General features: G+C 69.5%; 11 protein-coding genes and 1 tRNA gene. 10 read left to right on the top strand and 2 right to left on the bottom strand.

What is annotated here, in order from left to right:
• Positions 1-181: 181 nt before the first annotated feature.
• Entirely contained in the window at positions 182-826 is a 645-nt protein-coding gene (gene upp, locus BFF77_RS09710) for a uracil phosphoribosyltransferase (RefSeq protein WP_066946418.1), read from the bottom strand.
• A gap of 111 nt (positions 827-937) precedes the next feature.
• Here upp and BFF77_RS09705 point away from each other — a divergent pair, with 111 nt between their 5' ends.
• The 8 genes from BFF77_RS09705 (at position 938) to BFF77_RS09675 (ending at position 6,242) form a co-directional block, all read left to right on the top strand.
• The gene (locus BFF77_RS09705; RefSeq protein ID WP_066946424.1) at positions 938-1,159 is read left to right on the top strand and encodes a hypothetical protein; all 222 of its coding nucleotides are present in this window, start codon (positions 938-940) and stop codon (positions 1,157-1,159) included.
• A gap of 189 nt (positions 1,160-1,348) precedes the next feature.
• Positions 1,349-1,891 carry a tRNA adenosine deaminase-associated protein gene (locus tag BFF77_RS09700; RefSeq protein WP_066946415.1) on the top strand — a complete coding sequence of 181 codons (543 nt, stop codon included), beginning with the start codon at positions 1,349-1,351 and terminating at the stop codon, positions 1,889-1,891.
• A 71-nt stretch (positions 1,892-1,962) separates the two neighbouring features.
• Positions 1,963-2,391: a tRNA adenosine(34) deaminase TadA gene (gene tadA, locus BFF77_RS09695; RefSeq protein WP_079124979.1), complete on the top strand. Its 429-nt coding sequence runs from the start codon at positions 1,963-1,965 to the stop codon at positions 2,389-2,391.
• A gap of 146 nt (positions 2,392-2,537) precedes the next feature.
• Positions 2,538-2,622, top strand: a tRNA-Ser gene (locus BFF77_RS09690).
• A gap of 926 nt (positions 2,623-3,548) precedes the next feature.
• A complete protein-coding gene (locus BFF77_RS35535; RefSeq protein ID WP_169922642.1) occupies positions 3,549-3,713 on the top strand; it encodes a hypothetical protein in 165 nt (54 codons plus the stop codon).
• A 129-nt stretch (positions 3,714-3,842) separates the two neighbouring features.
• Entirely contained in the window at positions 3,843-4,136 is a 294-nt protein-coding gene (locus BFF77_RS09685) for a Dabb family protein (protein WP_066946408.1), read from the top strand.
• A gap of 176 nt (positions 4,137-4,312) precedes the next feature.
• Positions 4,313-5,143, top strand: a complete 831-nt coding sequence (locus BFF77_RS09680) for an RNA polymerase sigma factor SigF (RefSeq protein ID WP_079124978.1) — start codon at positions 4,313-4,315, stop codon at positions 5,141-5,143.
• 232 nt (positions 5,144-5,375) lie between these two features.
• On the top strand, positions 5,376-6,242 hold the full coding sequence (locus BFF77_RS09675) for an RNA polymerase sigma factor SigF (RefSeq protein ID WP_066946402.1): 867 nt from the start codon (positions 5,376-5,378) through the stop codon (positions 6,240-6,242).
• A gap of 444 nt (positions 6,243-6,686) precedes the next feature.
• On the opposite strand, the gene BFF77_RS09670 is transcribed toward BFF77_RS09675, so the two are convergent.
• On the bottom strand, positions 6,687-6,896 hold the full coding sequence (locus tag BFF77_RS09670) for a hypothetical protein (protein WP_066946397.1): 210 nt from the start codon (positions 6,894-6,896) through the stop codon (positions 6,687-6,689).
• 425 nt (positions 6,897-7,321) lie between these two features.
• Here BFF77_RS09670 and BFF77_RS09665 point away from each other — a divergent pair, with 425 nt between their 5' ends.
• Both BFF77_RS09665 and BFF77_RS09660 read left to right on the top strand, forming a co-directional pair.
• Positions 7,322-7,822 carry a MarR family winged helix-turn-helix transcriptional regulator gene (locus tag BFF77_RS09665; RefSeq protein WP_066946393.1) on the top strand — a complete coding sequence of 167 codons (501 nt, stop codon included), beginning with the start codon at positions 7,322-7,324 and terminating at the stop codon, positions 7,820-7,822.
• 146 nt (positions 7,823-7,968) lie between these two features.
• On the top strand, positions 7,969-10,410 hold a 2,442-nt coding region (locus tag BFF77_RS09660; RefSeq protein WP_483855208.1), incomplete at its 3' end, for an MFS transporter.

Here is a 10,410-nt window from a genome sequence, read left to right as displayed (position 1 = left end):
GCGTACGGGCTGTGCCCGCCGCCCTCCCCCGCGCCTGACGGCGCGCGCCACGAAACCCGGCCCGCCCGGAGGCCGTGCTCGGCATGCGGCTCCGCCGCTCGGGCGGAGGTTCGCGAGGTATGAGCGAATCGAGCACGGCCGGCCGTCGACAGTGGCGCAGAGCGCCCGCAGGCTAGAAAGACTAGAAAGAAGAGGCAGCCGTCCCGTAGAGGCGGTCGCCGGCGTCGCCCAGGCCCGGGACGATGTAGCCGTTCTCGTTGAGGCGTTCGTCGACCGCCGCCGTCACGACCGTCACCGGCGTTCCCGCGAGTTCCCGTTCCATCACCTCGACGCCCTCCGGCGCCGCGAGCAGCACCACGGCGGTCACATCGTCCGCGCCGCGCTTGATCAGCTCGCGTATCGCCGCCACCAGCGTGCCGCCGGTCGCCAGCATCGGGTCCAGGACGTACACCTGGCGTCCTGAGAGGTCCTCGGGCATCCGGCTGGCGTACGTGGACGCCTGGAGCGTCTCCTCGTTGCGGATCATCCCGAGGAAGCCCACCTCGGCGGACGGCAGCAGCCGCACCATCCCGTCGAGCATGCCGAGCCCGGCCCGCAGGATCGGCACCACCAGCGGGCGCGGGTAGGAGAGCTTCACTCCCGTGGTGGCCCGCACCGGGGTCTCGATGTCGACCTGTTCGGTCCGTACGTCCCGCGTGGCCTCGTACGCCAGCAGGGTGACCAGCTCGTCGGCGAGCCGCCGGAAGGTCGCTGAGTCGGTGCGCCGATCGCGCAGCGTGGTGAGTTTGTGCGCCACCAGCGGGTGGTCGACGACATGAATCCGCATGGCGACACAGTAACCGGGGGCCATGGCCGTACGCGCTGCCACCAAAGCGTGGGCATCAACCCCCGCTCGCGAGGGAAGGTGAAGCTGAAGACCTGGGGTGGGGAGGCGTCGATGCCGGACCGGGATCAGCGGGGACAAGGACAAGAGCAGGGCCGGGAGAACGGAAACGACCAGGAGCGGGGCGACGAGGACGCGAGGGAGCGCCGGCGGCGGCGCGCGCAGTTCCTGCGGGAGCTGAACGAGGCCAAAGCCCTGCGCGAGCGGGTGAAGCCGCGCCAGGCCCGCGCCGCGCGGATGCGCCAGCAGATGCGGATGCGTACCTTCCGCTGGTAGGCGCGCCGGTCCACCGGAGGAATGTGCGGGCCGCGTGCACGGGGCCGAACAGGGTCCTAATAAAATGGCCTGACGACGCAACGGTGGAAGACCTCTCGCGAAGCGCTCGTTTCTGCCACGATTCCGAGTAGGCGGGGCAGAGCAGCGCACCGCCGGATCGTCACACCTCTGACCAGTGGGAGAGTCACGGTGTACTTCGCCGCACTGCTCGCGCGCACCGAAGACGGGTGGGAAGCGAGCGATACAGAGCTCGACGATGTGGAGACCCTGTCGGACCTGACCGACTTGGCCCGGGAAGCCTCGGTGGACGAGGACACGGTGCTCGTCTTCATCGAACAGGAGGACGCCTGGTTCGGCATCCTCCGTGTGGAGGGCGAGGAAGACCCTCGTATCTATGTCTCCGACGCGGCCGCGGCCGCACGCTCCTCGTACGGGGAGATCCTCATTGATGAACTGCTCGGCAGGGATGACGACGACCCCGCCGACGACCTGGACGCGCTGGACCTCGACGGTACCGAGGACGGCGAACCGGACGAGAACGACGAGGAGGACGACGACAACGACAGCCCCGTGATCGACGGGGAGACCGTGCCGGCGGGAGCCGTCGGCGACCGCGAGATTCTCAGCGACCTCGGGCTGTCCGAGGCTGATCTGCTGGCGCTCGACACCGATGCGATGGCCGAGATCGCGGAGGCTCTGGGAGCCGCCGAGGTGCTGGAGACCGTCCGCTAGTGATCGGGTACGGCCCGTTGTCCGAGCCCGGTCCGGTGCGTGATCCCGTACGCGATCCGTGGCGGGCTTCCATGCGCCTCGCCCTGGACGAGGCGGCACGGGCGGCCCGCTCCGGTGATGTGCCGGTGGGCGCTGTCGTGCTGTCACCGAACGGCACGGTGCTCGCCGCGGGCCACAACGAACGCGAGGCGACCGGCGACCCGACCGGCCATGCGGAGATCCTGGCGATCCGCAGGGCGGCCGGGAAGGTCGGTGCCTGGCGGCTGACCGGCTGCACGCTGGTGGTGACCCTGGAGCCGTGCACGATGTGCGCGGGAGCGCTCGTACAGTCCCGGGTGGACCGGGTGGTGTTCGGCGCGCTCGACGAGAAGGCCGGCGCGGTCGGCTCGCTCTGGGACGTCGTACGGGACAGACGGCTCAACCACCGGCCCGAGGTGATCCAGGGAGTGCTCGCCGACGAGTGCTCCGCGCTGCTGACGGCGTTCTTCCGCGAGCGCTGACCCGGCGTCCGCCCGGCCCGCCACGGCCCCGAACTCCACCGGCCGGCACCCCGCCGACCGCCTCCGACCACCCCCCGCGGCCTCTTCGATCGCCTTACCGCGATACCGATTTCGACCTCGGCCAACCTTGGGCTAAGCTCTCTCCCGGTAGCGTGTCCGAGCGGCCGAAGGAGCTCGCCTCGAAAGCGAGTGTGGGGAAACTCACCGAGGGTTCAAATCCCTCCGCTACCGCTCTCACACCCTCCTGAACTGCGGAAACGCAGCCGGGAGGGTGTTTTGCGTACGGCACGGGAGCTGGCAGGAACACAACCGGCCCGCACACGAGGCACGTTGCACCTTCCCCCGAAGGGATCCGCCCCTACAGCCCCTCCCCGAGACGCAGCATGGAAGACCGGCGCCTGAAGGACTGCTGCCGGCGCGAATCCGCCCGAGGCGTCGAAGCGGAGGAAGTCCGGCGGCAGATAGCCGGCGGCGGAGCCTCAGGAACAGGTGAAGCAGGGACAGCGCCGCAAATGACGGACAGGGAAAAGTCTTGGGGAATTTCCCATAGGCGAAGAAAGAGCGCTATGCCGGAAACTGAAGAAGTAAGCAAAAACAGGCGCCTGCCCGAATAAACTCCCAGCTCAGCTCCCCCGATCCCCGCGCCTGCGGGGTTGGTCCCGACCTCGGAGCCGGCCGCTCGCTGGTGGCGGTCCGATCCCCGCGCCTGCGGGGCTGGTCCCTGGAGCATCGTCTTGATGCCGGTCCCGGTGGTCCGATCCCCGCCCCTGCGGGGCTGGGCCCTCGTCAGCCCGCAGCAAAAGCAATACGGAGAAGCCCCCCACGGCGTCGCAGGCACAGAAGCGAGGGCCGTCACCCAGTCGGCTCAGCCGCGCGGATGGCGGGCGAAAGATGTCGGCGGAGGCCGGTGTCGCCGTGTGGCGCGTGCCGCGCGGGGATCGGCAGGGGCCGGTCGGGCGGGGTGCGGCCGGTCGGAAACACGGCGGTATGCCCCGCTCCCGGGAAATATCGCAGGTGAGACGCGTCACGTAAACGGGTTCGCGTCCTTCCGCCGCCGTCGTTCCCGCATTCGTACGGGTACAGCCTCCGAGCATTGGCGTTCATACGGTTAGACTCTCGCGCGATCGCACTGGGGACGGCAGGGGAGGAAGCGGCCCATGGGGCAAGCGAGAAAAATCGTGCTCTACGCGCTCGCCGTGTTCGTGCTGTACACGATCATCACGTCCCCGGCCCGGGCCGCCGATCTCGTCCAGGTAGGGTTCGAGGGCATTTCGAGCGCCGCCCAGGGCGTCGGCGAGTTCATGTCCGAACTCATCAAGTAGCCGAAGAACGGCCGGAAGACGGCTGTACGAACCAGCACCCACCGCGTCCGTACGGGGAAGCGTCCAGCGGCCGTACGGAAGCATCCTGCGGCCAGGGCGTGTCCGCAGGCCGTACCCCAAGGAGTGCCCTTGATCCGCCACCTGGTCCTCTTCAAGCTCAACGAGGGCGTCTCACGCGACGAGCCCCGGGTGACCGCCGGTGCGCAGGCCTTCGAGAAGCTCGGCGAGCAGATCCCCGAGCTGGAGTTCTGGGAGTGCGCCTGGAACATCAGCGACCGGCCGATCGCCTACGACTTCGCCATCAACTCGGCCGTACCCGACCGGGATGCGCTCCAGCGCTATCTGGACCACCCGGCCCATCAGGCGGGTGTCGGCCAGTGGCGAGAATTCGCCACCTGGGTGATCGCCGACTACGAGTTCTGAGCCCTCCGCCCGCCGAGCCCCACACCTTTTCGGTGTGGGGCTTTTGGTTATATTGCCCCAACTTGCCGTCAACACGGTTTTATCAGGTGCTTGCACACAGTGGACATGTCTTGTGATGCTATGACCGCTTTTGACGGATGAGTTGACGTAGTCGACCGCAAAGGGGTGGCGTGACCGTGCCGGCCAGTACTGCGCCTCAAGTGCCGCCCCAGATCGAGACCGAGCCACGTCCCGCCGCGCAGAGCAGAGGCGCGGACACCAGGGCACTGACCCAGGTGCTCTTCGCCCAGCTCAAGGAACTGGAACCGGGCGGCGAGGAACACACCCGGGTGCGCGGGGCGCTCATCGAGGCCAATCTGCCCCTGGTCCGCTACGCCGCCGCCCGCTTCCGCAGCCGCAACGAGCCCATGGAGGATGTCGTCCAGGTCGGCACGATCGGTCTGATCAACGCGATCGACCGGTTCGACCCGGACCGCGGCGTGCAGTTCCCGACCTTCGCGATGCCGACGGTCGTCGGCGAGATCAAACGGTACTTCCGCGACAACGTACGGACCGTCCACGTGCCGCGCCGGCTCCATGAGCTGTGGGTCCAGGTCACCGGCGCCACCGAGGACCTGACGACGGCCCACGGCCGCTCGCCCACCACCGCCGAGATCGCCGAGCGGCTGAAGATCTCCGAGGACGAGGTACTGGCCTGCATCGAGGCGGGACGCTCGTACCACGCGACCTCGCTGGAGGCCGCCCAGGAGGGCGACGGACTGCCCGGACTGCTGGACCGCCTCGGCTACGAGGACCCGGCGCTGGCCGGTGTCGAGCACCGCGACCTCGTCCGCCATCTCCTCGTACAACTGCCCGAGCGGGAACAGCGCATTCTGATGCTGCGTTACTACAACAATCTGACGCAGTCGCAGATCAGCCAGGAACTGGGCGTTTCCCAGATGCATGTGTCAAGGCTGCTGGCCAGAAGCTTCGCCCGGCTACGATCCGCAAATCGGATCGAGGCATAACCCGGGCGGTTGGATCACTCGTTTTCCCCTCCCTGGCCCAAAAGTCGTATACCACCTCTTTCCCGGGCAGATTCGGTCCCTACTTGTCGACAAGTCACTACAGCGTGTTGCCGACATGTGACATTCTGCTGGAACCGCGTTTGCCGCAGTCCCGCCGCCGGTATTCAGGTGGAGGCTGCGTTCCACCGACGGGAGCGGCCGACGCGACCGTCCGCGACCTCAAGGGGGTGGCATGTCCGTAGAACAGGGCAGCTCGAAGGTGCTCACGCTCACGAAGAGCGCTCCCGCGCCCGATGCTCTCGACCATGTGGCGCAGCCGCGTGTGTCCCAGCCGGAAGCCATCGACACCCGCACTCTGTCCCGCTCCCTGTTCCTGCGGCTCGCCGTGCTCGACCAGGACAGCCCGGAGCGCACCTACGTACGTGACACCCTCATCGAGCTGAATCTGCCGCTGGTGCGGTACGCGGCGGCGCGCTTCCGCAGCCGCAACGAGCCGATGGAGGACATCGTCCAGGTCGGCACGATCGGTCTGATCAAGGCCATCGACCGGTTCGACTGCGAACGCGGCGTGGAATTCCCGACGTTCGCGATGCCGACGGTCGTCGGCGAGATCAAACGCTTCTTCCGGGACACCTCATGGTCGGTGCGGGTCCCGCGCCGGCTCCAGGAGCTGCGTCTCGCGCTCACCAAGGCCAGCGACGACCTGGCGCAGAAGCTCGACCGTTCGCCGACCGTTCCCGAACTCGCCGCCGTTCTCGGGGTGTCGGAGGAGGACGTCGTCGACGGCCTCGCCGTCGGCAACGCGTACACGGCGTCCTCGCTGGACTCGCCCTCGCCCGAGGACGACGGCGGGGAGGGCTCGCTGGCGGACCGGCTCGGCTACGAGGACATGGCGCTGGAAGGCGTCGAGTACCGCGAGTCGCTCAAGCCGCTGCTCGCCAAACTCCCGCCCCGCGAGCGGCAGATCATCATGCTGCGGTTCTTCGCGAACATGACGCAGTCGCAGATCGGCGAAGAGGTCGGCATCTCGCAGATGCATGTCTCGCGCCTGCTGACCCGTACGCTCGCCCAGCTGCGCGAAGGTCTCATCTCGGACTAGGACATCGGACGGGGACGCGTGGCGAAAGTCCCGCCCGGTCCGCGACACCCTGCCCACGACGCCCGGCACGCGACCTCCGGCCCGCACGGCCGGCCGTGCTGCCGGAGTCACCCGAGTACGTCCGGGCCCCGACGACGCCGGTCCTCCGCACCCTCGGTGACGCCGGTCCTCCGCTCGCGATCGCACGCACCGCGGTGACGTCAGCCGCTCGCGGCGGGCACACGCCCCGCCTCCCGGGCGGACGGCGCTCCTTTCGCGACACACCCCGGCCCGGGACCCCGCCCTTCGTCCGGAGAGCCGGACGAAGCCGCGGAGAGACTCCGGACAACGCTCCGGGCGGGGTTCCGAATCCGCGGTCCGTCCGCCACACCGCCGGTGGGCCGTCGGCCGCGTCGGCGTGTGCGAACGGCCGCGCGGACGGCCGACGCGAGCGGTCGTGACGGCTCAGCCGAGGGCGAGCCAGCCCACGACGGCCAGGACCACGACCACGGCGACGACGCCGATGATCAGTCCGGCCTTCGGCCCGCCCTGCTGCTGAGGCGGCTGCCTGCGCTGCGGCTCGCCGTCGTCGACGAACGCACGGAACATCTGGGTGCTGCCCGCGGGGTCGGGAGTGCCCTCGGGGCCCTGTGGGGCATGGGGGTTGTGTGCCATACGGCAGGACCCTAGCGAACGCGGGGATCACGCCCAACCCCGGGCCCGCACCCAACTGCCCTGTATTCCGCGCCCGACGCGCCGTTCCGGCACTGAACGTCCGTTAAGTTCTCGAACGTCCGTTCAGAAAATTCCGGACGCCCGCGCCCCGGCCCCCGAACGCTTCCGCCTCACCCCCGGACGCCCTCGCCTCACCCTCGGGCGCCCACGCCTCGCCCCCGGATGCCACCGCCTCCCGACCGAGAAGAGCCTCCTTTCCCAGGTCGCTCCCAGGTCGGCAGCCGCCGCGCCGGGCATTGACCCGCACCATGCGAAGCCTTTTCAGTTCCTTTACCCCACCCCGCTCCGATTTCATTTGCCTGTAGCAACCAATAGCTTCTATGGTTCCATGGTTGCCCCAAGCAACAAGATGTCGGGAGGGTCCCATGGCCGCACAGAGTCAGTACGCCGAGCTGGCCCACCAGCTCAGTGCCGTCGGCGCTGTCAAACGGAGCCTGGCGCGCATCCTGCCCGCCGAGTGCCCGGGAGGCTCCGCCGCCGTACTGACTCTGCTGGAGGCCCACGGCGAGATGCGGATGAGCCGTCTCTCGGAGCTGCTCGCCGTCGACATGTCGGTGACCAGCAGGCATGTCGCCCACGCGGCACAGCGCGGCTGGATCGAACGGTCCGCGGACCCCGCCGACAAGCGCTCGCGCATCCTGCGGCTGACACCCGCGGGACAGGACCTGCTCGACGAGCTGGCCCGGCGGACGACCGACGTCTTCGCGCGCACGCTCGACGACTGGACCGACGACGACGTGGGGCAGCTCAACAGACTGCTGGCCCGGCTGCTCAGCAGCTTCGGCGACAGCCGGGACCGGCGCCCCGACCTTTCGTACCCCCGTACACCCATGCGGCAGGAAACGCCCGTGCGGCACCGCACATAGGACGGCGCGCGACGACACGTAAGACGCGCAGGACGACACAGGACGACGCAGGACTAAGGAAACCAATGGCTACGACCACACCAGCGGGTGTGCGGGGCGGCCACGCCAAGCATGGAGGCGGCCCCGCCGTCACCCCCGGCACGCCGATGACGCACCGTCAGATCATGGAGGCCCTCTCCGGACTGCTCCTGGGCATGTTCGTCGCGATCCTCTCGTCGACGATCGTCTCCAACGCGCTGCCCGAGATCATCTCCGACCTCGGCGGCGGACAGAGCGCCTACACCTGGGTGGTGACCGCGTCGCTGCTGGCGATGACGGCGACCACCCCGCTGTGGGGCAAGCTCTCCGACCTCTTCAGCAAGAAGCTCCTGGTCCAGATAGCCCTGGTCATCTATGTCGGGGGATCGGTCGTGGCCGGCCTCTCGAACAACACCGGGATGCTCATCGCCTGCCGGGTGGTCCAGGGCGTCGGTGTGGGCGGTCTCTCCGCCCTCGCCCAGATCGTCATGGCCGCGATGATCGCTCCACGCGAGCGAGGCCGCTACAGCGGCTATCTCGGCGCGACCTTCGCCGTCGCCACCGTCGGCGGCCCGCTGCTCGGCGGGGTCATCACCGACACGCCGTGGCTGGGCTGGCGCTGGTGCTTCTACGTCGGCGTCCCGTTCGCCGTCATCGCGCTGATCGTGCTCCAGAAGACGCTGAAGCTCCCGGTCGTCAAGCGCCAGGTCAAGGTCGACTGGTCGGGTGCCTTCCTGATCAGCGCGGCCGTCTCGCTGCTGCTGGTCTGGGTCACCTTCGCGGGCAACAAGTACGACTGGATCTCGTGGCAGACCTACGCGATGGTCGGCGGCTCGGTCGCGCTCGGCGGGCTCTTCGTCCTCGTCGAGTCGAAGGCCCGCGAACCGATCATCCCGCTGCGCCTCTTCCGTAACCGCACGATCACCCTGGCCTCGCTGGCCTCGCTCTTCGTCGGTATCGCGATGTTCGCCGGAACGGTCTTCTTCAGCCAGTACTTCCAGCTCGCGCGCGACAAGTCGCCGACGATGTCCGGTGTGATGACCATCCCGATGATCGGTGGTCTGTTCCTGGCCTCCACCGTCTCGGGCATGATCATCACCAAGACGGGCCGCTGGAAGATCTGGCTGGTCAGCGGTGGTGTGCTGGTCTCGGCGGGCCTCGGACTGCTCGGTACGCTCCGGGTCGACACCCCGTACTGGCACATGGCCGTCTATATGGCGCTGATGGGCCTCGGCGTCGGCATGATGATGCAGAACCTGGTCCTGTGCACCCAGAACCAGGTCTCGCCGAAGGACCTCGGCGCCGCCAGCTCCACCGTCACCTTCTTCCGCTCCCTGGGCGGTGCGATCGGTGTCTCGGCGCTGGGCGCGGTGCTCGGCAACCGCGTCACCCACTACGTCAAGGACGGGCTGGCCGACCTCGGCCCGCAGGGCGCGGCGCTGGGCCACGGCGGCACGGGCGGTGGCGCCATCCCCAATCTGGACACACTGCCCGTGCCGCTGCGCGGCGTCATGGAGGCGGCGTACGGGCACGGCGTCGGCGACGTCTTCCTCTACTCGGCTCCGGCCGCCGTGGTCGCCCTGCTGCTGACGCTGTTCATCAAGGAGGTCGCGCTGCGGACCCGGTCCGCCGGTGAGACGGCGGAGGCCGGTGCCACGGGCACGGTCCCCGAGGCGGCGGGTGGCGGCGCGGCCGAGGCGCCGGTGGCCGCCGGTGTGGCTGCGGCTGCGGGTGCCGTCGCGGCTCCGGTCGCCGTCGCGGGTCCTGTGGTCACGGCCGTCGAGGCCCCGGCCGCGGTCGCCGCGATACCGGCCCAGAGCACCGGTCCGGCCGGGGCCACGACCGCTTCGCTGTACGGGACGGCCGTACGAGGTGTGGTGCGCGCCGCCGAGGGTGCCGCGGTGCCCGGCGCGGCCGTCACCCTGATCTCCCTGGCCGGGCGCCAGCTCGCCCGCGCGGTCGCACAGTCCGACGGCGGCTATGCGCTGGACTCGCCGGGCTCGGGCTCGTACGTACTGATCGCCTCCGCCGACGGCTTCCAGCCGCAGGCGTCCACGGTGGTCGTCGGCGACGAGCCGGTCGCGTACGACATCCTGCTCTCCGGTACGAGCGGTCTGGCCGGGACCGTGCGCGCCGTGGACGGTGGGCGGCCGATCGAGGGCGCGATGGTGATCGTGACCGATGTGCGCGGCGATGTGCTGGCCACCGGGAAGTCCGTCGAGCAGGGCGAGTTCGTCTTCGGGGAGCTGGTGCCCGGCTCGGTGACCGTCGCGGTGAACGCGACCGGCTTCCGGCCGCTGGCGCTGCCGGTGGAGATCGGCGGCCAGGGAGTGACCCGGATCGAGGCGCTCCTGCGGTCGGGCGCCACGGTCCAGGGCGTCGTCAGGGCGGGCGCCGACCGGCGGCCCGCGCCGGACGCCCGGGTGACGCTGGTCGACGCGGCCGGGAACGTGGTCGCCACCGCGACGACCGGCGACGACGGCGCGTACGCCTTCGCCGACCTGGACGCGGGCGAGTACACGGTCATCGCGACCGGATACCCGCCGGTGGCCGGCGCGCTGACGGTCACC

The sequence above is a fragment of the Streptomyces lushanensis genome, from assembly GCF_001700515.1.
GTDB classification, from domain to species: Bacteria; Actinomycetota; Actinomycetes; order Streptomycetales; family Streptomycetaceae; genus Streptomyces; species Streptomyces lushanensis.
This window is presented reverse-complemented; position numbering and strand designations above follow the sequence as displayed.

Coding starts and splice junctions, on each gene's coding strand:
- BFF77_RS09705 (WP_066946424.1), top strand. CDS start 938: ATGCCGGACCGGGATCAGCGGGGACAAGGACAAGAGCAGGGCCGGGAG.
- BFF77_RS35535 (WP_169922642.1), top strand. CDS start 3,549: ATGGGGCAAGCGAGAAAAATCGTGCTCTACGCGCTCGCCGTGTTCGTG.
- tadA (WP_079124979.1), top strand. CDS start 1,963: ATGCGCCTCGCCCTGGACGAGGCGGCACGGGCGGCCCGCTCCGGTGAT.
- BFF77_RS09670 (WP_066946397.1), bottom strand. CDS start 6,896: ATGGCACACAACCCCCATGCCCCACAGGGCCCCGAGGGCACTCCCGAC.
- BFF77_RS09665 (WP_066946393.1), top strand. CDS start 7,322: ATGGCCGCACAGAGTCAGTACGCCGAGCTGGCCCACCAGCTCAGTGCC.
- upp (WP_066946418.1), bottom strand. CDS start 826: ATGCGGATTCATGTCGTCGACCACCCGCTGGTGGCGCACAAACTCACC.
- BFF77_RS09675 (WP_066946402.1), top strand. CDS start 5,376: ATGTCCGTAGAACAGGGCAGCTCGAAGGTGCTCACGCTCACGAAGAGC.